This window comes from Hyphobacterium lacteum (genome assembly GCF_036330345.1).
Taxonomy (GTDB): domain Bacteria; phylum Pseudomonadota; class Alphaproteobacteria; order Caulobacterales; family Maricaulaceae; genus Hyphobacterium; species Hyphobacterium lacteum.
On sequence record NZ_JAZDRP010000001.1, the window covers coordinates 115918 to 138365 of the forward strand.

Consider the following 22448-nt stretch of genomic DNA (forward strand, 5'->3'; position numbering starts at 1 on the left):
AGTTCAGAACACTCCCAGGAAGCGGCGATCCAGCCGCCGGCGGCACTGCGAGATCTGGCTGTCATAACGTGAGGCATCGGTGGCGACCTGGCTGGCAGCCCTGTTGAGCCAGGCGATGCCGCGATAGGTGCCCTGGTTATAGCCGGTATGACCCTGATGATAGGCCAGATAAAGGGACCGGCCGTCAGTCGGCGAAATGCCGGACAGGCGTCCGCTCATATGGCTATACCAGCCGATGAAATCGGTGGCATCGCCAAAATCGTCCCGGTCCGCACCACGCCGGCCGGTTTCCTCGCGATACCAGTCCCAGGTGGAATCCAGCGCTTGGGCATAGCCATAGGCCGATGACGGACGACGGCCCGGGATTACGCCGAAGAGGCGCTGCCGGGCAGGGCGGGCATGTGCGTTGAAGGAGGATTCCCGGCGCAGGATCGCCAGCTGAATTCCGGGCGAGACTCCCCAGCGATCTTCGCTGCGGCGAAGATCGCGCCACCAGGCACGGTTATCTTCCAGGATCAGGCAGGCGTCGTGTGTCTGCTCGGGAGGAGCATGACCGCAGGCGGCCACCAGACCTGACAGGCAGATAGCAAGAAGGGCATGCCGAATGGACATGCCCTTTTTTGATCCTGCTTGGGTTAACCGCTGGTTTCCCTAGAAGACGAGACGAACCACCAGGCGGGCCGTGTGACGCACAAAGCCATCCCGCAAATCGGCATCGTAATCGAACGAGAAGGTCGAGTAGTTCGAGCCGGCTTGCAGGGCGAGACCGAGGATCAGGCCGCTACCCGGCAGATCTTCGGCCCTGAAAGAGAACTCGTTCGTATAGCCGGAGAAACGGGCGGTCGTGATGGCATCTTGGCCGCCGAAATCATTCCGGTAACCAATACGGACCTGCGGTGACCACCAGCTATTGCTGCTGCCGAAGCGGGCACCGGCGGTAAAGCTGGCCGTAGAGGAGAAGGTCGAGCTTTCGCGGTCATCGATGATCAGGTCGATCCCCTGGCCGCCACCGCTTTCAGAGAAGGCGCTTTCGAAAAGGCGAAGGTAATCGATCGACAGGGACGGGCGCGCATACCAGCGGCCAATCTCGAAATCACGCGAGAACCGCGCCGAACCCGAATAGTGATAACCGGTCCAATCCGCCATGGCGGTGCGATCGAAAGAGCCAATCAGTACGCGGCGCTCGGTTTCGAAGCTGTCAAAGCCGCCACCGAGGTAGAATTCGCCGGAGAAGACGTCACCGAAATCGGCACCACCATAGACACCGACCTGAGCTGTCAGGGCCGTCATCGGCTCGTCTACACCGTTGGCTTCCTCGATATCGCTGGCAGCACCAACAAAGTTGAGGCCCAGCGCATAGAGCGGCCCGAACGGACGGTCGACACCGGCCGCGATACCCACACCCTGTCCGCGGTAACCGGGGCCAAAGCTGGATTGCGAGCGGTCAGCAAAATATCCGAATTCCTGGAGCCAGACACCGCCGGTGCCATCGGGGCTGCGGCGGGCAGCATCAAGCCGGCCGGAAAGGGCGCCAATGGCGCTGTCATTACTGGCGACGGCAAACTGGATGGCGCTGGCGGCATATTCCGGCAGCAATTGGTCATAGGCCGAAAAGAAATCCGCCGAATTGTTCAGGGCTGCGAATGCGCTACCCAGCGCATCATTGTCCTGCCAGGCAGAGAAGGCGGCCTCATAGGCAGCGGCACGATTTTCATGCATGCCCAGCTCGCCTGACGTCTTGCGGCGCAGCGTCAGCACCAGCTGATTGGCATCGTTCGGATCGCGCGCAATCGACGTGTTGTAGAGATACGGAGCATCCGTGTCCTGAAGCGCGTCAATCGCCGTATTGATGACCAGGTCATTCGCGGTGAGCACGATGAATTCCGCGCCTTCGCCAATCAGGCCGTCGAGCGATGCGGTAATGGTCGAACCTTCATTGAAGGTCACGGTACCGCTGGCATCGATGAAGGCAGAGGTGTTGCCCAGCGAATTGACCTCGAAGATCAGGCGTGAACCGTCATTGAAAGTGGCTTGCGTCAGTTGGACCGGAGTCTCGTTCTGAAGCTCGATCTGACCCTCATTGACCGTCAGCGAAAGCTGGCCGTCACTGTCATGGAGAGAGCCAATAATGGCAGCGCCATTCGATACGGTCAGCGTGTCGGCGCCATCGCCAAAATAGATGTCGCCATCTACAAATCCGGCCTGGATATCGACAGTGTCATTGCCCGAGCCAAGGCGGACATCACCCCGGATCACGGCATCGCTGTTCGGGGAATCCGCGGGCGGCGCCATTTGGCGCAGAGTGACGTCAATTGTGGACGCAGACACATCAATCGCGGTCCGGTTCACGATGCTGACTTCGCCGCTGGCGCCGATATCTGTTCCGTAATCAACCGGGAAGACCGATGACCCGTTGCCAATAACCGCAAAAATTACGCCGGTATTCTCGATCAGAGCGAGCGAGTTGGATTCGTCCAGAATACCTGTTGAGCTGTTCGGTCCGGTTGTCGTGACGTTGATGAAATTCGAATTCCGGAAGATCGGCACATTGGCGCCCGAAAGGATATGCACACCAAGACCGTCGGAGCCCGGACCAAACGTACTGACATTCAGCGTGCCGCTGTTTTCGAACACCGGAACAATCGCGCCATTGCCCAATACGACGGCAACAGCATTGGCCTGGCGGGCCTGGGCGGAAATCGTACCGGCATTCAGGAAGCCGCCTTCAAGCGTCGTCGTCCGCAGCATGCCGCCGACCATCGCGCCTTCGATACGCACCGCTGTCGAGTCATTGCCATTGAAAACGCCGACGCTCTGGACAAAGCCTTCATTGACGAAGCTGAAATCGAAATTCGTATCCGTGCTGCCTTCGGTATCCGGATCAGCCGGGATCATGATGCGGCTGAGTACAATGTTCTCGCCGGTGCCCAGGGATGGCGCAATCCAGATAGCCGGAGCTGTCGTGCGCGCCAGAATCTGGCCCGGTGACTGGCTGCCGGAAAATGCCGTGCCGGCGATATAGAAGCCGCGCCCGAGATTGCCGCCAATCTGGATGGCGGAGCTGGAGAGCAGACGATCATCCGCATCGACATTGATGATATTTGTATCGTTGGGCGTTGAGGTGATCCGGTAACCCGTAGTCTGGATGTTACCCGTCAGCAGGAAGATGCCATCGATATTACTGCCGACCCTCACAGCAGAGGCATTCTGGCCTGTCGCATTGACCGTGCCGCCGATATTGAGGTCGCCTGTCAGCCCGCCCTGGACATCGATACCGTAGGAGTTGTCACCCAGGACATTGATGAATCCGCTGTTCAGCAGTGACCCGTCAACGAGAACAACAGTCCGGATGGCTGCAGAATTGTTCCCGGCGACATCGATCGAACCATTTTCGCCGTTAATCACAGAGCCGGTAAAGGCGCCCGTTCCGTCGACCAGAATGCCGACGCGGTTTTCACCGTCGGTGAAAGGACCGTCGCCGTCACCATCGCCATCTGTGTCTGTGCCAACATTTGTGCCAGCCACTGAAATGGTACCATTGTTGGTAACGGTGCCGGTCGTACCACCATTGACCATGACAGCAACGACATTATTGCCGCCGGTCGTGTCGGTGATCTCGCCGTTATTGGTCAGGTCATTATCGCTATCGACGGTGACAGCAGGGCCCGTGCCACCATTGTCCGTCGTGATCGCGACCCGGCCGGTGGACGAAATGATTATGTTCGCAGGTTGGCCATCATTGATCGTCGAAGTCCGGATGCCGGTCGTGCGCTCGTCCGTGATCTCCGTTTGCGCAAGCGCAGGAGCGGATAAAAAGGCGGCGCAAAAAGCGGTCGTGATCAGGAGGCGGTTCCGCATGGCAACTCTCAACTGGCAACTCTCGGGTAGTGAAAAGCACACTGACCCGAAGGTGTAGCCGAGCAAAAGCGCCACGTCACCCTCTGATGACTGTTGTAATAAAAAACGGCCGGAGCCTGTTGCGCTCCGGCCGTTCTTCATCATGTCACCAGGCTTTAAACCTTGTAATACATATCGAATTCAACCGGGTGCGGGTGCATCTCGTAACGGAGCACCTCTTCCTCTTTCAGTTCGATATAGGCATCGATCTGGTCGTCATCCATGACATTGCCCTTTTTCAGGAAGTCACGGTCGGCATCCAGCGATTCCAGAGCCTCACGCAGCGAGCGGCAAACCGTCGGCACGTCTTTCAGCTCTTCCGGCGGCAGATCGTAGAGATCCTTGTCCATTGCATCGCCCGGATGGATCTGGTTCTCGATACCGTCGAGGCCAGCCATCATCAGTGCGGCAAAGGTCAGATACGGATTGCCAGCCGGGTCCGGGAAACGGGTTTCGATCCGCTTGCCTTTCGGCGATGTCGAATACGGGATGCGGATCGACGCCGAGCGGTTGCGGGCCGAATAGGCCAGAAGGACCGGAGCCTCGAAGCCCGGAACCAGCCGCTTGTACGAATTGGTGGTCGAGTTCGCAAAGGCGTTGATTGCGCGGGCGTGTTTGATGATGCCGCCGATATAGTGAAGGCAGGTGTCGGACAGGTCGGCATACTTGTCGCCAGCGAAGAGCGGCTTGCCATCTTTCCAGATTGACTGGTGCACGTGCATGCCGGTGCCGTTATCGTTCCAGACCGGCTTCGCCATGAAAGTCGCGGTGCGGCCATAGGCGTGCGCCACATTGTGCACGATGTACTTATAGAGTTGCAGATTGTCGGCCATCGTCGTCAGCGTGTTGAACTTCATGCCCAGCTCATGCTGCGACGGCGCGACTTCGTGGTGATGCTTTTCCGGCTCGAGACCCAGTTCGGTCATCACAGCCAGCATTTCCGAGCGCATGTCCTGGCCGGAATCGATCGGCGGAACCGGGAAATAGCCCCCTTTTGGCCCCGGACGGTGGCCCATATTGCCGCCTTCCATCTGGCGGCCGGAATTGTACGGGCCTTCCTCGGAGTCGATGGCATAGCCCGTATTCTGCTGGTCGGTGGACCAGCGGACATCGTCAAAAACGAAGAATTCTGCTTCCGGACCGACATAGATGGTGTCGCCAATGCCGGAGGATTTGAGATAGGCCTCGGCTTTCTTCGCCGTGGTGCGCGGGTCACGATTATAGGCATTACCCGTGCCTGGCTCGAGAATGTCGCAGAACATGGCCAGAGTCTTGTTCTGGAAGAACGGATCGACATTGGCGTTGTTCACGTCCGGCATCATCGTCATGTCAGACTCGTTGATGGCCTTCCAGCCACCGATCGAGGAGCCGTCGAACATCACGCCGTCAGCAAAGAAGTCATCATCCACCATCGAAACGTCGAAGGTGACGTGCTGCAGCTTGCCGCGCGGATCTGTAAAGCGCAGGTCGACGAATTCGATATCTTCGTCCTTGATTTTCTTGAGAATGTCGTTTGACATCGCGGGTAGGCTCCCTTTCAGGGGATGGTGATTTGGTGGGTGAAGTGGACCTTAGAGGGCGTTTTCGTCGGCTTCCCCGGTCCTGATGCGGATCGCCTGATCGATGGGGGAGACGAAGATCTTGCCATCGCCGATACGGCCGGTACGGGCCGCATTCTGGATCGCTTCCACGATCGCCTCGACCCGGGCCTCGGGTGCCACGATTTCGAGTTTGACCTTTGGCAGGAAGTCGATCACGTATTCGGCGCCACGATAGAGTTCCGAATGGCCTTTCTGACGGCCAAACCCCTTGGCTTCGGTAATAGTCATACCTTGCACGCCGATTTCCTGCAGCGCATCGCGAACATCATCCAGTTTGAACGGTTTGATGACGGCTTCGATCTTTTTCATGGCCCCCCACTCGTAATTGACGAGTTACATCAACGCAGGCGAGAATCAACACCGCCTGCGGATTACGCAAGTGCAGCATAGACAGAAATGAAATGAAAATGCATCCCCCCGCAACTAAAATTCTCTCTGTTGATGGCCATCGCGCTGCCGATGCCTTCGCAATCGCACAAGGTGTTGCCGGTGAACAGCTGATGGAGGCGGCGGGGCAGGCCGTTGCCGACGAAATCATCAAGCGCTGGTCTCCGCGGCCGGCCGTCATTTTCTGTGGCCCGGGAAATAATGGCGGCGACGGATTCGTTGTGGCGCGCCGGCTCCGCGAACACGGCTGGCCTGTCGAAGTGGCTGCGCTCGACCCCGATCACAACTGGTCTGGCGATGCCGGCCAAATGGCCAGGCGATGGGACGCTCCGGTAAGCCTTCTGGCCCCGGAGCTGATCGCCGGAAAAGGCCTGATAGTTGATGCGATCTTCGGTGCCGGCCTGTCGCGTCCAGTGCCGGAAGGCGTGCAGAAACTCATCATCAGCGCCATGGAGCGCGCCATTCCGGTTGTGGCCATCGATTTGCCATCCGGATTACAAGGCGATGCTGGACGAAGCGCAGGAAAGAAGTTGAGCCGGCTTGTCGGGGCTTTCGCGGCGGATCTCACCGTGACCTTTCATTGCCTCAAGCCTGCGCATCTCCTGCAGCCGGGCCGGTCTTTATGCGGTGAAGTTGTTCTGGCGGATATCGGCATTCCCGAAGGTTGGGAGGCCGAAGCGCCGCCCCTGGGCGAAATCAACACGCCTGATGTCTGGGCCCATCTGCCCTGGGGCTTCGAAACGGATATCCATAAACACCGGAAAGGACGGCTGTGTGTGGTCAGCGGCGCCCCGTCGAGCACCGGGGCGGCGCGATTGGCCGCGCTGGCCGGACTGCGTGGCGGAGCGGGGCTGGTGACCCTGCTCAGCCCGCCGGCGGCAATGCAGGTCAATGCGCTGCACAACACCGCGATTATGGTGAAAAGATTTGAAGGGCCGGAAGGATTACTTGAAGCGTTGGACGAACGCCGCGCCACGGCGCTGGTTATCGGTCCCGGCAGTGGCGTTGGGGATGAAACACATGATCTTGTGATTGCGGCAACGGCCCGCGAAGCAGCTCTGGTGCTCGATGCCGATGCGCTGACCAGCTTCGAAAGCGATCCCGCTCATCTCTTCAGGCATCTGCGTTCAGACGATGTGCTGACGCCACACGATGGTGAGTTCGCCCGCCTTTTCCCGGATATCGCAAGCGGCAGCCTTAACAAGATTGAACGCGCACGCGCCGCTGCGACCGCGGCGGGGTGTACCGTGCTTCTCAAGGGTGCCGATACAGTGATCGCCCATCCCGAATGCGGTGTTCGCGTCAACATTCATGCCTCGCCGGCATTGGCAACGGCGGGCTCGGGTGACGTTCTGGCGGGACTGGCCGGCGCCTTCCTTGCGCAGGGATATGGCGGCTTTGAGGCCGCATCAATGGCCGCTTGGCTGCATGGGGATGCGGGTATCCGTCTGGGCGAGGGGTTGATTGCGGAGGACCTTCCGGCCGCGATCCCGAATGCCGTGGCTGAACTGAAAAGGCGCAGAAAAACAGATGCCGCACGCAAGGCTTTAACCGCGCCCGCGAACAGAGCATAAAGGGATCACCCACCACACGGATGATTCATGGCCGACACGTCCAAGAGAACTGATCTGACAGCCTTCGATCGCGAAGCGCTGGACTTTCATAGCAAGCCGACGCCGGGAAAGCTGGCGCTGCAGCCCACCAAACCGATGGGGACGCAACGCGATCTGTCGCTGGCCTATTCTCCGGGCGTTGCGGTCCCGGTGAAGGAGATCGCGGCGGATCCGGACACCGCCTACGATTACACTTCCAAGGGCAATATGGTCGCGGTGGTGTCCAACGGCACGGCTATTCTCGGCCTTGGCAATCTCGGCGCCATGGCCTCCAAGCCGGTGATGGAAGGCAAGGCGGTTCTGTTCAAACGCTTTGCTGATATCGATGCCTTCGACATCGAGGTCGATTACACCGATCCCGATCAGTTCGTGGAATGCGTGGCCGGCTTCGGCAATTCCTTCGGCGGCATCAATCTGGAAGATATCCGTTCGCCCGAATGCTTCGAGATCGAACAGCGCTTGCGAGAGCGCCTCGACATCCCGGTCTTCCATGACGATCAGCATGGCACGGCGATTATCGCTGCGGCGGGACTGATCAATGCCTGCGAACTGACGGGCAAGAAGCTGAAGGACCTCAACGTCGTCCTCGTTGGCGCCGGCGCTGCCGGCCTGTCCGTGATAGAGCTCCTGCAGTCCATGGGTGTCGACAAGGACAAGACCATCGTCGTTGATATTGATGGCGTCGTCTATGAGGGCCGGGAAGGGCTGCATCCGCGCCTGGCGAGCCAGGCCGTGAAAACCAAGCTACGCACGCTGGAAGAAGTGGTGAAGGGCGCGGACTGCCTGATCGGCCTGTCTGCAGCGGGGGTTGTTACCGCCGACATGGTCAAGTCGATGGCCAAGAAGCCGATCATTTTCGCCATGGCCAATCCGGAGCCGGAAATCCGCCCGGAAGTGGTCCGGGAAATACGCCCCGACGCCATCATGGCGACCGGTCGCTCGGACTTCCCCAACCAGGTCAATAATGTGCTCGGCTTCCCCTATATCTTCCGGGGAGCCCTCGATGTGCGGGCGCGCACGATCAATGAAGAGATGAAGATTGCCTGCGCCCGCGCGCTGGCTGAACTGGCCCGCGAGGATGTGCCCGATGAGGTGGCCGCGGCCTATAAAAAAGGCCGGATGAAATTCGGTCCGGACTATATCATCCCCACACCTTTTGACCCGCGCTTGATCTCTCACATTCCGCCCTATGTGGCGCGGGCCGCAGTGGAATCCGGCGTCGCCCGTATTGAGGCGCGTGAAGACGAGGAATACCGTCAGTCGCTGGCTCGCCGGGCCGATCCGACGGCCGGCCTGCAACAACGCGTGTCCGCCGCTATCCGGGCCGAGCCGAAAACTATTGTCTTTGCCGAAGGCGAAGCGCCCAGCGTGATCCGCGCCGCCCATGCCTTCCAGTCGCAAGGCCTCGGCAAGGCCATTCTTGTGGCCCGCGAGGAAATCGCCAAGGCAAATATGCGCGAACTCGGTGTGCCGGAAGATTCACTGGAAATCTGCAATGCGCGCCTGTCCGACCATAATTACGACTATGCGCAATTCCTCTACAAGCGTTTGCAAAGAAAGGGCTATTTGAAGCGCGACGTGCAGCGCCTGGTGAACACCAACCGGAATGTCTTTTCCGCCTGCATGGTCAAGATGGGTCAGGCTGACGGGATGGTCACCGGTGTTACCCGTCACACCAATATGGTGATGGATGATATCCGTCTGGTGCTGGATGCGGTGCCCGGAGGCCGTATCGTGGGCATCAATGCCGCCATATCCCGCGGCCGGAATCTGCTGATCGGTGATGTGCTGGAAACCGAGTTTCCTTCCTCCGAGGAGCTGGCGGATATCGCCATTGAAATGGCCGCCACGGCGCGCCGCTTCGGCCTGACGCCGCGCGTCGCCTTCCTGTCCTATTCGTCCTTCGGCAATCCGCCGGGTGAGCGGACAGAGAAGATGTCGGGCGCGGTCAGGCTGCTTGATCAGCGCGGGGTCGATTTCGAGTATGAGGGAGAGATGGCCGCCGATGTGGCGCTGGATCCGGATCATCATGATCTTTACCCGTTCTCGCGCCTGACCGAGCCGGCCAATGTGCTGGTCATGCCGGCTGTCCATTCGGCCTCGATTGCAACGCGCCTCCTGAAAGCGGCAGGAGCGGCCACAGTCATCGGCCCGATCCTCGTCGGGCTGGAGGCTTCGGTTCAGGTGGCACGGCTGGGCGCGCGTGTCTCGGACATCGTCAATCTGGCCGGACTGGCGGCCTATGACCCGTCCCGGTCAGCGCTTTAGGCACTTCAGCACTTCGTGAGGTGCAAAGCGCGCCGAACGCTCCTATATCGGCAATTCAACTGAGGGGCATTTAGATGGCTGGACGCGCCACCCGCGATCTGACCGAAGGACCTGTCTTCGGTCACATTCTGCGCATGTTGGTTCCGATGAGTTTCGGTATCGTCGCCATGATGCTGACCGGCGTTATCGATACCTATTGGGTCGGTACGCTAGGTACCAGCCAGCAGGCGGCCGTACAGCTGTCCTTCCCGGTGACCATGCTGGTGATGAGCATCTCTATTGGCCTGGGCGCCGGGGCGGTTTCTGTGGTTTCCCGGGCCGCCGGCGAAAAGGATGATTCCATTATCCGCCGTACGGCGACCGATGCCCTGTCCCTGTCCGTACTTGCCGTCGGGTTTGTTTCCATTCTCGGCGTGATCTTTGTCGAGCCGCTCTTCCGCCTGATTGGCGCGTCCGACACCATGATCCCGCACGTCATCGACTACATGACAGTCTGGTTTTCCGGAATTGTGCTGATCGTTGGCCCAATGGTGGCGAGCAATATTTTGCGTGCTCTCGGCAATGCGGTTCTGCCGTCGATAATGATGATTGCGGCGGCCGTGGTGAACATGATCCTCGACCCGTTCTTTATCCTTGATGAATTTCTTGGCCTGCCAGGGTTGGGCTGGGGTGTTTCCGGTGCGGCTCTGGCGACTGTGGCGGCCAATGCCGTGACCTTCGTAATGATCGGCAGCTATCTGGTTTTCCGCGAAAAGCTGATCGATTTCCGCTGGCATGGTCTCGGCGAACTCGTCCACAATTGGGGAGAGATTGCCCGCGTCGGCCTGCCGGCCGCCGCCTCCAACACCTTCAATCCCTTCGCCCTGACCATTGTGATGGGCGGTCTCGGCATGGCGCAATTCGGCGATGCGGCCGTCGGCGGCGTTGGCGTGGCCGCGCGCCTTGAAGCCTTTGCCATCGTGCCACTGTTTGCCCTGTCAGCGTCCATCGGTCCGGTCACCGGCCAGAATGGCGGGGCAGGGATCACCTCGCGGGTTCGCGAGGCCTTCGCCAAAAGCTTCCTCTTCTGCCTTGTATGGTCGCTGTCCATGGCTGTGATCATCCTGCTGCTGTCGCGGTGGCTGGCACCCGCCTTCCTGCCCAGCGAAATGGGCCAGCAGGTCGCCCAGACCTACTGGTCGCTGGTGACGCTGACGATTGCCGGCTACGGCATCTCGATGGCTGCCAGCGCCGGGTTCAATGGGCTCGGACGCCCCAGCTTCGGGGTGATGATCACCTCGAGCCGCGCATTGATGATGGCGGTGCTGGCGGTCAGCGGGGGGATCATCTTCAATTCACCCGCAGGCGTGATCGGTGGGGTCGCGATCGCCAATATCCTGTCGGGAGCGGGCACTGCGACCTATGTCCTGTTCCGGGCGCCGATGGAGGCCCGCAAGCGCAAGCAACGCAAGGCCGCTGCGCCCGCTAACGCCGCGTCAGAATAATCGCCAGCTCGGCCTTGTCGTCCAGCAATGGGTGAGGGTAGGGCACCGGATCGCCATCCGGCCATTCCCAGCGATCATCCGGGAATAATTCACGCATCGCCTCAAGCGGACAGCCATAGGGCGGACCGCCGGGCTCGTTCTTTTGCATGAACAGCGCGAACAGCTTGCCGCCGGGTTTCAGCCAGGCATGGACGGCCTGCTCATACTCCTGACGCAGGCGCGGTGATATAGCGCACAGGAAGGTTTGCTCATAGATGCCATCCAGGGGCGTATCGGGCCGCCAGAGCAGGATGTCCGCCTCGATCAGCTCGGCTTGCAGGCCGTCTCCATCAAGCATGGCCTTCTGGGCCGCCAGCGCGGTGCCCGATAGGTCGGCTCCGATCACCTGCTTGCCCAGCGCGGCAAAAGCCTTCAGCTCGGGCGAACGGCCACAGCCGGGAACGATGATCCGCTCGCGATCATCGAAGGCACCGCTTTCGCGCCAGTCCAGAAAGGCCGGATGCAGCACGCCGCGCTCCCAGGGCGTTGTGTTGTCCTTGAAGCGCTGGTCCCAGTCCATCGGAGTGCGTTCGCTGGTTTCGCTCATTTTCCTGTTCCCGAAACAGATGCCGGAGAATTTCTATACGATCCGGCTTGATAGAGGCGAGGGGCCGTATCAGTGTGGATGACGATCATATGGGAGTGTGACATGCGAAAAGCCATGGCCGTGGGAATAGCTGCCATCCTGTTCACACTCGTGATCGGTGTCGGCCTGATCCATGCCAGCAGCCTTGCACGCGCGGAAGGCTGGATCTGATGCCCGGCTACCGGGCTTAAGGAGGCAGGCTTGGAAAAGGGCGCTTATCGAAAGGCCTTGCGGCAGGCGCAGATCAATCTGGTTGATCTGCAGCGGGATGTCATAGCTCGGGGCCGCCGGTTGCTGGTCATTCTTGAGGGGCGGGACGCGTCTGGCAAGGATGGTACGATCAAGCGCATTGCCGAGCATCAGAGCCCGCGGGAAACACGCGTCATTGCTCTTGGAAAACCCACAGAACGCGAGCGAACGTCCTGGTATTTCCAGCGTTGGGTCGAATTCCTTCCGGCGCAGGGAGAATTCGTCCTGTTCAACCGATCATGGTATAATCGCGCCGGTGTCGAGCGGGTGATGGGCTTTTGCTCGGATGACGAATACGAAAGCTTCCTCAATGATGTCGGCGGCTTTGAAAAAATCCTCACTGATGATGGCCTGATCATCCTCAAATACTATCTGGACATCTCGAAGTCGGAGCAGGCAGCGCGTCTTGAGGACCGCCGCCGGAATCCTCTCAAGACATGGAAGATCAGCCCGATCGACGCGGTCGCGCTGGAAAAGTGGGACGATTATTCAGCCGCGCGCAACCGCATGCTGGTCGAGACCTGCCAGCCCTTGCCCTGGCGCGTCGTCAAGGCGGACGACAAGTACACGGCTCGGCTGACGGTCATCCACGATATTCTGCGCACCGTCGATTGCGGCGGATATTCCGGCGCGGTGCCCGAGCATGACATGGACGTGCTGCGTTATTGGGGCACACCGGACATATCCGGCAGTTTCCTCGCTCCCTGAGCAAAACCGATTGCCTTCACCAATGGCTTGCCTCTAAGACACGCCGCGCCGGACCATGTGCGGGTGTGGCGGAACTGGTAGACGCGCTGGATTTAGGTTCCAGTGTCTTACGACGTGGAGGTTCGAGTCCTCTCACCCGCACCATTCCAAGGCGGTCTGCCGTGGCAGAAAATTTGATCCGGTGGATCAATTTATACGCTGAATGCCCCGGCAGGGGCCTTCGCTCGCTGACGCGAGCTTCGGCTAGACAAGCCATTTCCTTCAATTCGAGCGAAGGCTGTCTCGCCGTAGCCTTGGCGGAGGCGGACTTACCGTGAATTCCAGACGCGGAATGTCCGAGTGGGCACTTCCTCCGCATTTGCCGGAAAATTTTGAATCAAATTTTCTGAAAATTTCAAATCGGCCGGAAGACGGCCATTAACGCCTTTTTCAGAACTCGCTCCCGGTTCGCCCCGATCTCGTGTTCTCTTTGCTTCGAAAGGCCGCGATGCCTGTGCACGTGGCGAAATCAATCGGGGTAGAACCATGTTTCGGTCCGTGATGAAAAAGATGATCCGCCGCTTCCGCGACAATGAGCGTGGCAATGTCGCCATGCTGTTTGCCCTGGCATCGGTACCGCTGGTCATGGCTTCGGGTGGCGCCGTCGATTTCGCCCGCGTCCGCGGTGCCGATGACGGCCTGCAGCTGGCGGCCGATGCGGCAGCGCTGAATGCGGCGATCGTCTATGGCTTCGAAGACCCGATTGATTCAGATGCCGTGCGGGCTTTCATGTTGGACAACCTGCCGCGGGACGGGTCAGGCAATGTCCCAACCTTCTCGGTCAGTCGCGCGAACGGCGAAGTGACGGTTGATGCGACCTTGTCGTATCCGACTCTCGTCGCCGGACTGGCCGGGATCGATACCGTCGATGTCGACATCTCGGCAACGGCGCGGATCCTGGACGGCGATCCGATGTGCATGCTGCTCCTGGAACCGCGCGGGACAGCTTTGAATTCCGGCGCATCGTCTTCGCTGCATGCCAATTGCGGCCTTCACGTGAATTCCTCCAGTTCACGGGCCGTAGTTGGCAATGCGCGCTCCGAGATGATCACCGAGTCAAACCGCATCGTCGGTCAGGCCGTGCTGCAATCGAGCTCGCGCATGTTTCCCGAGCAGGTCGAGGGCTGGGTTGAATTTTCCGATCCGATGGAAGGATACGCCGAACCGAACATGGCGCGCCGAGGCCGCTGCGATCACACAAATTATGTCGTGACGGATCATGACGAGGTCCTCCGTCCGGGTGTGTATTGCGGTCTGACCATCTCACCGGGTTCCAGCGCGATCATGGAAGGCGGCATCTATGTAATCCGCAATGACGAGCTGTGGATCCGCCCAAGCGCGACGCTGAGCGGCAGCGAGGTCTCCATCTACTTCCAGGGCAATGGCGCCCGCCTGAACATGGAGCCCGGCAGCAATCTGATGCTGACCGCGCCGACCATGGGTGAATACCAGGGCATCGCCCTGTTCCAGGACCCGGCTGTGCGCAATGCCGACATGGTGCTGGCCAATGGTGGCGACATGGTTCTGCAGGGCCTGGTCTATGTGCCGAATAACACGCTGGTTCTGGACACGGATGCCTCCTCGTCTTCCATCGACATGAATGTTGCCCTGATCGTGCGCGATATACAGATGACGGCCGATGCCAATTTCACCGCCATCATCCGTGGCGACACCGCTCGCGACTTCTTTCCGCCGGAAGTGAACGAGTTCATCTGGTCGGGCGGGAACAATGCGCGCCTGATCCGTTAGGACGGGCGCGTTTCCCCTGGCAGGCGGCAGACTGCAATCCCTTAGGTCAAGGCCCGTTGCATAGGCAAAGGTGGCGTGACATAACCCGCGCCTTCGTCTAGGCGGTGTCGCATTGCACCGCCGATCGCCCAACAATGCCAGGACTGACATAATGCAAGTCACAGAAAAAGCCGCCGAAGGCTTGAGCCGCACCCTTGAAGTCGTGATCCCGTCAAAGGATCTGCAGGCTCGCCTCGACGCCAAGATTGAAGAAATCCGCCCTCAGGTCCGCCTGAAGGGCTTCCGCCCGGGCAAAGTGCCGGCCAACCACATCCGAAAGGTTTTTGGTGAGTCGATCCTCGGCGATCTGCTGAATGACGAACTGCTGCCGCAGTCGATCGATTCGGCGATGAAGGAACGCTCGATGGAGCCGGCTTCCCAGCCGCAGATCGAGATCAAGACCGAGCCGAAAGACCTGGTTGGTGGTGCCGATTTCGAATTCGAAATCCGTGTCGACATCATGCCCGACTTCAAGGCGCCCGAGCCGAAGGACCTGAAGATCCAGCGCCCGGTGGCCGAAGTGGATGATGCGCAGATCGATGAAGCGCTGGCGGAACTGGCCAAGGAAAGCCGCGCTTTTGAAGAGAAAAAGGGCAAGGCCGCGAAAGCCGAAGACGGCGATGCGGTGGTGATCGATTTCGTCGGCAAGATCGACGGAGAGGCCTTCGAAGGTGGCTCTGCCGAGGATGCCCGCGTCGTGATCGGCGATGGCGCTTTCATCCCGGGCTTCGAGGAACAACTCGTCGGTGCCAAGAAGGGTGAACAGCGTGATCTTAAGGTTACCTTCCCGGAAGATTACCAGGCCAAGCACCTCGCCGGTAAGGAAGCCGTCTTTGAAACGACGGTGAAGGCCGTCGAGGCACCGGCCGAATCCAAGATTGACGACGATCTCGCCAAGCGCCTTGGTCTCGACAGCCTGGACTCGCTGAAGGACGCACTGAAGCAACGTTTCGAGCGTGAACATGCCGGCCAGTCCCGCATGCGCGCCAAGCGTTCGCTCCTGGACTCGCTGGATGATGGTCAGAAATTCGATCTGCCGCCGACCATGGTCGAGCAGGAATTCAACAATATCTGGCGCGAAGTCAGCCATGCGATGGAACACGGCCATCTCGATGATGAGGACAAGGACAAGTCCGAAGACGAGCTGAAGTCCGAATACCGGACCATTGCCGAGCGCCGCGTGCGCCTGGGTCTGGTGCTGGCCAAGATCGGCCAGGGCTCGAATGTCGAAGTGACCCAGGAAGAGCTGGCCCGCGCCATCAACCAGGAAGCCCAGCGCTATCCGGGGCAGGAACAACAGGTCGTCGAGTTCTATCAGAACAATCCGAATGCCGTCGCCCAGATCCGTGCGCCGCTGTATGAGGAAAAGGTTGTCGACTATGTGCTGGAACTGGCCAAGGTCGAGGACGTTCCGGTGACCCGCGAGGCCCTGTTCTCGGAAGAGGACGACATTATTTCCGGCGGCAAGAAGCCGGCCAAGAAGACTGCGGCGAAAAAAGCTCCGGCGAAGAAGGCTGCTGCCAAGAAAGAGCCGGCCAAGAAAGCACCTGCCAAGAAGGCAGCGGCAAAAAAGGCACCGGCCAAGGCGGCTGACAAGAAGCCGGCGACCAAAAAAGCTCCGGCCAAAAAGCCGGCAGCCAAGAAGGCTCCGGCCAAGAAGGCGGCTGCCAAAAAGAAATAACGCCGCTTAACCCTTGCTGACATCGATAAGACGCCCCGCCTTGCGCGGGGCGTTTTGCGTCGCGATAGTTATTTCCGGCTTTTCGAACCGAATCGGGTCGGCGTCCTGCCACCCGCCTGTCAGCTGGAGTACGCGATGAGAGATCCCGAAGACGTCATGATGAATCTCGTTCCGATGGTTGTGGAGCAATCCAGCCGGGGAGAACGGGCCTACGATATCTATTCGCGGTTGCTGAAGGAACGGATCATTTTCGTGACCGGTCCGGTCGAAGACAATATGGCCAGCCTGATCGTGGCGCAGCTGCTTTTCCTGGAATCGGAAAACCCGAAAAAGGAAATCGCCATGTACATCAATTCGCCGGGCGGCGTGGTGACGTCGGGCATGGCGATCTACGATACGATGCAATACATCCGCAGTCCTGTTGCCACGGCCTGTATCGGCATGGCGGCCTCCATGGGGTCGCTGCTGTTGTGCGGCGGCGCGGACGGAATGCGGTCGGCAACGCCGAATGCGCGTATCATGGTCCACCAGCCATCGGGCGGGTTCCGTGGTCAGGCCTCGGATATCGAGCGCCATGCGGAGGATATCATCAAGACCAAACGCCGGCTCAACGAGATTTATGTGAAGCACACCGGCCGCAAGTATGACGAGGTGGAAGCCAAGCTGGATCGCGACACCTTCATGTCCTCGGATGAGGCCAAGGAATGGGGTCTGATCGACCATGTTTACGCCAGCCGCGAGGAGCAGGCGAAAGGCGAGAGCTGATTTTCAGCCGTCATCAACACTTGCTCAACACGGTTGGCTTATGATCGAATTGGGTGTGTGATTACGTTTCGCTAAGGTTCGGCATTGATCTTGCTAGGTCAGGGGCCGGATACGAAGCACTGGTGTGACGTGCCGGAAAAGACAGGCGGGTAGAGTATGAGCAAATCATCGAACAATGGCGGCGAGGCCAAAAACACGTTGTATTGCTCGTTCTGCGGAAAGAGCCAGCACGAGGTCCGCAAGCTGATTGCAGGCCCGACCGTCTTCATCTGCGATGAATGCGTTGAGCTTTGCATGGATATCATTCGCGAGGAGAACAAGACCTCGCTGGTGAAGTCCAAAGAGGGCGTGCCGACACCCAACGAAATCTACAAGGTGCTGAACGACTATGTGATTGGTCAGGACCAGGCCAAGCGTGTCCTGTCGGTGGCTGTTCACAATCACTACAAGCGCCTCAATCACGCGACCCAGAACCAGGATGTCGAGCTGGCAAAGTCCAACATTCTGCTGATCGGACCGACCGGTTGCGGCAAGACGCTGCTGGCCCAGACGCTGGCACGCATTATCGATGTGCCGTTCACCATGGCAGATGCCACCACGTTGACCGAAGCCGGTTATGTGGGTGAGGACGTCGAGAACATTGTTCTGAAGCTGCTGCAGGCTGCCGACTACAATGTCGAGCGGGCCCAGCGCGGCATCGTCTATATTGACGAGATCGACAAGATTTCGCGCAAGTCGGACAATCCGTCTATCACCCGCGACGTGTCGGGTGAGGGCGTCCAGCAGGCGCTGCTCAAGATCATGGAAGGCACTGTGGCTTCCGTGCCGCCGCAAGGTGGCCGCAAGCATCCCCAGCAGGAATTCCTGCAGGTGGATACGACCAACATCCTGTTCATCGTTGGTGGTGCTTTTGCCGGCCTTGAAAAAGTCATCTCCCAGCGTGGCAAGGGCTCTTCCATCGGCTTTGGCGCCGATGTGAAGGAGGCCGATGACCGTCGCACGGGCGAAATCCTGCGCGAGGTTGAGCCTGATGATCTTCAGCGCTTCGGCCTGATCCCGGAATTCATCGGCCGTCTGCCCGTTATCGCGACGCTGGAAGATCTGGATGAGGATGCCCTGATCCAGATCCTGACAGAGCCGAAGAACGCTCTGGTCAAGCAGTACCAGCGCCTGTTCGAGATGGAAGGCGCCAGCCTGACCTTCACCGATGATGCGCTGGTTGCTATCGCCAAGAAGGCGATTACCCGCAAGACCGGCGCCCGTGGCCTCCGCTCGATCATGGAAGGTATCCTTCTGGAGACCATGTTCGAGCTGCCGGGCATGGAAGGTGTCGACGAGGTCGTGGTGAATGGCGATGTTGTTGATGGAGGCGCAAAGCCGCTCTTCATCTACGCTGAAAAGGCCGAGGAAAAGGAAGCGGACAAACGTCCGACGGCTTCCTGAGGCTTTCGTCAGGTTCAAGGTTGAAATCTGTCTGACCAGCAACCACTTGGGTAAGGAAGCTGGGAAAGCTGTGCAAGACGCGTGATGAGCGCGCTTGCCGGAATGCGAATCGTATCAGCATGAAGCGATCGCGGCCCGTATTTCAGGAGTTCAACCGCAGATGACCGAAACCAAAATTCTTCCGCTTTTGCCGCTGCGCGACATTGTCGTGTTTCCGCACATGATCGTTCCGCTTTTCGTGGGACGGGACAAATCCGTCGCAGCGCTGGAAGAAGTGATGCGCGCCGACAAGCAAATCCTTCTGGCAACCCAGAAGAATGCCGGCGACGATGACCCGGCCGTGGACAATATTCATCCGATGGGCGTGATCGCCTCGGTATTGCAGCTTCTCAAGCTGCCGGACGGGACGGTGAAAGTCCTTGTTGAGGGTGGTCCGCGCATCCGTATCGAGCGCTTTCTGGAGAACGCCGCCTATTTCGAGGCGGAGGCCGAAATCCTTTCCGAGGAAGTCGGCGATGCCGCTGAAATCGAGGCGCTGATGCGGGCGGCGTCGGAAAAGTTCGACGACTACGTCAAGCTGAACAAGAAAATCCCGCCAGATGCGCTGACCACGATCAAGGAAGTTACCGATCCGGCCAAGCTGGCTGATGCCATAGCGGCCCATCTGGCTGTGAAGATCTCAGAAAAGCAGGGTCTGCTCGAGGAGCGCAGTGTTTCGCGCCGCCTCGAAATGGTGATGGGCCTGATGGAAGGTGAAATTTCGGTTCTGCAGGTCGAGAAGAAGATCCGCAGCCGGGTCAAGCGCCAGATGGAAAAGACCCAGCGCGAATATTATCTGAACGAGCAGATGAAGGCGATCCAGCGCGAGCTGGGCGAGCCCGATGACAGCCGTGAGGAACTCGCCGAGATCGAGGAGAAGATCGAGCAAACGAAACTCTCCAAGGAAGCGCGCGAGAAAGCCGAGGCCGAGTTCCGTAAGCTCAAGCAGATGAGCCCGATGTCGGCAGAAGCCACCGTCGTGCGGAATTATCTCGACTGGATGACCTCGTTGCCTTGGGGCAAGCGCAAGCGCCTGAAGCACGATCTGAACAAGGCCGAGGATACGCTGAATGCGGATCACTACGGTCTCGACAAGGTCAAGGAGCGCATTCTCGAGCACCTGGCAGTGCAGGCACGTGCCCGCAAACTGAAAGGCCCGATCCTGTGCCTCGTCGGTCCGCCGGGCGTCGGCAAGACATCACTTGGCAAATCGATCGCCAGGGCCACGGGCCGGGAATTCGTTCGCATGTCGCTTGGTGGGGTTCGTGACGAGGCCGAGATTCGCGGTCACCGCCGGACCTATATTGGCTCCATGCCCGGCCGCATTATCCAGGCCCTGAAAAAGAAGAAGTCGACCAATCCGCTCTTCCTGCTGGACGAGATCGACAAGCTGGGCGCCGATTATCGCGGCGACCCGTCAGCGGCACTTCTTGAAGTGCTGGACCCGGAACAGAACTCTACCTTCGCGGATCACTATCTCGAGGTGGATTACGACCTGTCCGACATCATGTTCGTGACCACCGCGAACTCGCTGAACATGCCTCAACCGCTTCTGGACCGGATGGAGATCATCCGCATTGCCGGTTACACAGAAGACGAGAAGGTGGAGATCGCGACCCGCCACCTTCTGCCCAAGCAGATCAAGAACCATGCTCTTAAAAAGGGTGAGTTCGAGGTGAAGGAAGAGGCGATCCGCGACCTGATCCGTTATTACACCCGCGAAGCCGGCGTCCGGAATCTGGAACGCGAGCTGGCTAATCTGGCCCGTAAATCGGTTCGCAAGATCGAGGGCGGCGAAACCAGGTCGGTGACCATCGACTCGGCCAATCTTGGTGACTTCGCCGGTGTCCGGAAGCACCGATTTGGTGAGACCGAGGGCGAAGACAAGATCGGCGTCGTGACCGGTCTCGCCTGGACGGAAGTCGGCGGCGATCTTCTCACCATCGAGGCCGTGAAAATGTCAGGCCGTGGCAAGATGACCGTGACCGGCAATCTGCGCGATGTGATGAAAGAGTCCATTTCGGCGGCCAATTCCTTCGTGCAGGCGAGGGCGCCCAAGCTGGGTGTGAAGCCGACAGTCTTCCGTGCGACGGACATTCACGTGCACGTTCCGGAAGGGGCAACGCCAAAGGATGGGCCTTCCGCCGGTATTGGCATGATGACGGCCATTGTTTCGGTGTTGAACCAGATCCCGGTGCGCAAGGATATCGCCATGACGGGCGAGATCACCCTGCGTGGAAGGGTGCTTCCGATCGGTGGTTTGAAAGAGAAACTGCTGGCGGCCCTGCGCGGGGGTGTAAAGACGGTTCTCATCCCCATCGACAATGAAAAGGATCTCGCCGAGATCCCGGACAATGTGAAGGAGGGGCTTGAGATCATTCCGGTTTCGACCGTCGAGGAAGTTCTCGAGCATGCGCTTGTGGAGCCGATCACGCCAGCGGAATGGACCGAGGCTGATGAAGCCGCCCTGGCTGCGCTGTCGACCACGCCGGCGGGAAGTCCGTCCGGAAGCCAGGTCGCACACTAGGCCCTGGCCATAACCATTCAGGCGCCGCTCCGGGCTTCCGGGGCGGCGTTCCTGTTTTCAGGCCCATTTCCTGTTCTGGGACCAATCGCCACGCTTTGCAGGGCTGTACTTTACAACGGCGCTTGATCGCAGCACTAAGCCAGTAGGGATAGAGGGACCGGCCATGCCCAGAAAAGCTCTGGAAAACCTTCGCACGCAGATCGATGAGACCGATCGCGAGATTCTCCGTTTGTGTGCACAGCGCGCCTCACTGGGTGTGCAGGTCGCGCACGCCAAACTGGAGGCCGGGGAAGCCGTTCGTGACCGTGCAAGGGAGCGTGATGTCCTGCGGGCAGCCATCGAAAACGGTGCGGCTCTGGGGCTCGATGCCGCCGCGGTCGAGCGCCTTTATCAAACCCTGATCGAGCTCTCGCTGAGCGGCCAGCGTGCCGAGCTTGATGCCCGCGCCATCGAAAAGGAAGGCGAAGCCCGTGTAGCGTATCTGGGTGGGCCGGGAACCTACTCGCACTTTGCGGCACTGGCCCACTTTGCCGGGCGGCACGCAGCCATGGCGCCGGTCGTGCGCCGGGACTTCGCCTCCATCGTGCGGGCGGTCGAGGAGGGCGAGGCCGATTACGCCTTCCTTCCGATCGAAAATACGACCACCGGCAGCATCAACGAGGTTTATGACCTGTTGCTGGATACCGATCTGCAGATTGCCGGAGAACATCATTACCGTGTTCGCCACTGCGTTGTCGGCCGCGGCAAGTCGCTTGGCGGTGTGTCGACCATCTACGGTCACCCACAGGCTCTGGCGCAATGCCGGCGTTTTCTGACCGGGCTTGAGGGGGTCACCCAGCGGTTTGCCTCATCCTCCGCACGCGCGCTCGAGCACGCCATGGAAGAGGGGGCTCAGGTGGCGGCGATCGCTGGCGCAGACGCTGCACGGCTTTTCGGGCTGAATGTCATTTCCGACCGGGCCAGTGATACCGAGGAAAACTACACCCGCTTCGTCGCGCTGGCGAAAGATCCGACCCCGCCGGCGCCGGGCCTGCCAAGCAAAACGACCATCGTATTCCGGACCGCCCACACGCCGGGGGCTCTGGTGAACGGATTGGCGGCCTTCCGCGATGAAAGGATTAATCTGGACCGGCTGGAGAGCCGCCCGGTCGAGGGTTCACCCTGGCAGGAAATGTTCTTCCTAGACTTCGAAGCCAATCTGAATTCGCCGGAATCGAAACGCGCTCTGGCCGGCCTGGAAAAGCACGCAACCAGCCTGCGTGTACTGGGCTGTTATGGCGCGGACAGGCTGGCACCGTCATCGGTACTTCACGAAGACGAATAAAGGCGCTATC

15 protein-coding genes and 1 tRNA gene are annotated in these 22448 nt (G+C 59.6%); 11 read left to right on the forward strand and 5 right to left on the reverse strand.

Annotation, left to right across the window (positions count from 1 at the left end; translation table 11 throughout):
• Nucleotides 1-3: 3 nt before the first annotated feature.
• From V0U79_RS00565 to V0U79_RS00580, 4 genes are all read right to left on the reverse strand, one after another.
• Nucleotides 4-612 (reverse strand): transglycosylase SLT domain-containing protein, encoded by a 609-nt coding sequence (locus V0U79_RS00565; protein WP_330197512.1) that lies wholly within the window; start codon nt 610-612, stop codon nt 4-6.
• 39 nt (nt 613-651) lie between these two features.
• Nucleotides 652-3858 (reverse strand): autotransporter family protein, encoded by a 3207-nt coding sequence (locus tag V0U79_RS00570; RefSeq protein WP_330197513.1) that lies wholly within the window; start codon nt 3856-3858, stop codon nt 652-654.
• Between the two features lie 155 nt (nt 3859-4013).
• The gene (glnA, locus tag V0U79_RS00575) at nt 4014-5417 is read right to left on the reverse strand and encodes a type I glutamate--ammonia ligase (protein ID WP_330197514.1); all 1404 of its coding nucleotides are present in this window, start codon (nt 5415-5417) and stop codon (nt 4014-4016) included.
• Nucleotides 5418-5468: 51 nt separating this feature from the next.
• Nucleotides 5469-5807: a P-II family nitrogen regulator gene (locus tag V0U79_RS00580; protein WP_330197515.1), complete on the reverse strand. Its 339-nt coding sequence runs from the start codon at nt 5805-5807 to the stop codon at nt 5469-5471.
• Between the two features lie 92 nt (nt 5808-5899).
• Here V0U79_RS00580 and V0U79_RS00585 point away from each other — a divergent pair, with 92 nt between their 5' ends.
• The 3 genes from V0U79_RS00585 to V0U79_RS00595 all read left to right on the forward strand — a co-directional run bounded on the left by V0U79_RS00585 (nt 5900) and on the right by V0U79_RS00595 (nt 11250).
• The gene (locus V0U79_RS00585; RefSeq protein ID WP_330197516.1) at nt 5900-7459 is read left to right on the forward strand and encodes an NAD(P)H-hydrate dehydratase; all 1560 of its coding nucleotides are present in this window, start codon (nt 5900-5902) and stop codon (nt 7457-7459) included.
• A gap of 27 nt (nt 7460-7486) precedes the next feature.
• A complete protein-coding gene (locus V0U79_RS00590) occupies nt 7487-9766 on the forward strand; it encodes an NADP-dependent malic enzyme (protein WP_330197517.1) in 2280 nt (759 codons plus the stop codon).
• 74 nt (nt 9767-9840) lie between these two features.
• Nucleotides 9841-11250, forward strand: a complete 1410-nt coding sequence (locus V0U79_RS00595) for an MATE family efflux transporter (RefSeq protein WP_330197518.1) — start codon at nt 9841-9843, stop codon at nt 11248-11250.
• On the opposite strand, the gene V0U79_RS00600 is transcribed toward V0U79_RS00595, so the two are convergent.
• Nucleotides 11231-11836 carry a methyltransferase domain-containing protein gene (locus V0U79_RS00600; RefSeq protein WP_330197519.1) on the reverse strand — a complete coding sequence of 202 codons (606 nt, stop codon included), beginning with the start codon at nt 11834-11836 and terminating at the stop codon, nt 11231-11233. The two genes, V0U79_RS00595 and V0U79_RS00600, sit on opposite strands and share 20 nt — an antisense overlap.
• A 240-nt stretch (nt 11837-12076) precedes the next feature.
• Between V0U79_RS00600 and ppk2 the strand changes: the two genes are divergently transcribed.
• The 8 genes from ppk2 to V0U79_RS00640 all read left to right on the forward strand — a co-directional run bounded on the left by ppk2 (nt 12077) and on the right by V0U79_RS00640 (nt 22438).
• Nucleotides 12077-12832 (forward strand): polyphosphate kinase 2, encoded by a 756-nt coding sequence (ppk2, locus tag V0U79_RS00605; RefSeq protein WP_330197520.1) that lies wholly within the window; start codon nt 12077-12079, stop codon nt 12830-12832.
• Between the two features lie 59 nt (nt 12833-12891).
• Nucleotides 12892-12976 (forward strand) — tRNA-Leu (locus V0U79_RS00610).
• Between the two features lie 381 nt (nt 12977-13357).
• Nucleotides 13358-14620, forward strand: a complete 1263-nt coding sequence (locus V0U79_RS00615) for a TadE/TadG family type IV pilus assembly protein (RefSeq protein ID WP_330197521.1) — start codon at nt 13358-13360, stop codon at nt 14618-14620.
• Between the two features lie 151 nt (nt 14621-14771).
• A complete protein-coding gene (gene tig, locus V0U79_RS00620; protein ID WP_330197522.1) occupies nt 14772-16340 on the forward strand; it encodes a trigger factor in 1569 nt (522 codons plus the stop codon).
• Between the two features lie 135 nt (nt 16341-16475).
• Nucleotides 16476-17105 carry an ATP-dependent Clp protease proteolytic subunit gene (locus tag V0U79_RS00625; protein ID WP_330197523.1) on the forward strand — a complete coding sequence of 210 codons (630 nt, stop codon included), beginning with the start codon at nt 16476-16478 and terminating at the stop codon, nt 17103-17105.
• 156 nt (nt 17106-17261) lie between these two features.
• Complete coding sequence (gene clpX, locus V0U79_RS00630; protein ID WP_330197524.1) at nt 17262-18548, forward strand: ATP-dependent Clp protease ATP-binding subunit ClpX; 1287 nt, start codon at nt 17262-17264, stop codon at nt 18546-18548.
• A gap of 160 nt (nt 18549-18708) precedes the next feature.
• Complete coding sequence (lon, locus tag V0U79_RS00635) at nt 18709-21114, forward strand: endopeptidase La (protein ID WP_330197525.1); 2406 nt, start codon at nt 18709-18711, stop codon at nt 21112-21114.
• Between the two features lie 163 nt (nt 21115-21277).
• Nucleotides 21278-22438, forward strand: a complete 1161-nt coding sequence (locus V0U79_RS00640; RefSeq protein ID WP_330197526.1) for a bifunctional chorismate mutase/prephenate dehydratase — start codon at nt 21278-21280, stop codon at nt 22436-22438.
• Nucleotides 22439-22448 lie beyond the last annotated feature (10 nt).

Bases quoted from the DNA above. Each gene is read 5' to 3' on its own strand.
- V0U79_RS00565 (WP_330197512.1), bottom strand. From the start codon at position 612: ATGTCCATTCGGCATGCCCTTCTTGCTATCTGCCTGTCAGGTCTGGTG.
- V0U79_RS00570 (WP_330197513.1), bottom strand. From the start codon at position 3,858: ATGCGGAACCGCCTCCTGATCACGACCGCTTTTTGCGCCGCCTTTTTA.
- glnA (WP_330197514.1), bottom strand. From the start codon at position 5,417: ATGTCAAACGACATTCTCAAGAAAATCAAGGACGAAGATATCGAATTC.
- V0U79_RS00580 (WP_330197515.1), bottom strand. From the start codon at position 5,807: ATGAAAAAGATCGAAGCCGTCATCAAACCGTTCAAACTGGATGATGTT.
- V0U79_RS00585 (WP_330197516.1), top strand. From the start codon at position 5,900: ATGAAAATGCATCCCCCCGCAACTAAAATTCTCTCTGTTGATGGCCAT.
- V0U79_RS00590 (WP_330197517.1), top strand. From the start codon at position 7,487: ATGGCCGACACGTCCAAGAGAACTGATCTGACAGCCTTCGATCGCGAA.
- V0U79_RS00595 (WP_330197518.1), top strand. From the start codon at position 9,841: ATGGCTGGACGCGCCACCCGCGATCTGACCGAAGGACCTGTCTTCGGT.
- V0U79_RS00600 (WP_330197519.1), bottom strand. From the start codon at position 11,836: ATGAGCGAAACCAGCGAACGCACTCCGATGGACTGGGACCAGCGCTTC.
- V0U79_RS00615 (WP_330197521.1), top strand. From the start codon at position 13,358: ATGTTTCGGTCCGTGATGAAAAAGATGATCCGCCGCTTCCGCGACAAT.
- tig (WP_330197522.1), top strand. From the start codon at position 14,772: ATGCAAGTCACAGAAAAAGCCGCCGAAGGCTTGAGCCGCACCCTTGAA.
- V0U79_RS00625 (WP_330197523.1), top strand. From the start codon at position 16,476: ATGAGAGATCCCGAAGACGTCATGATGAATCTCGTTCCGATGGTTGTG.
- clpX (WP_330197524.1), top strand. From the start codon at position 17,262: ATGAGCAAATCATCGAACAATGGCGGCGAGGCCAAAAACACGTTGTAT.
- lon (WP_330197525.1), top strand. From the start codon at position 18,709: ATGACCGAAACCAAAATTCTTCCGCTTTTGCCGCTGCGCGACATTGTC.
- V0U79_RS00640 (WP_330197526.1), top strand. From the start codon at position 21,278: ATGCCCAGAAAAGCTCTGGAAAACCTTCGCACGCAGATCGATGAGACC.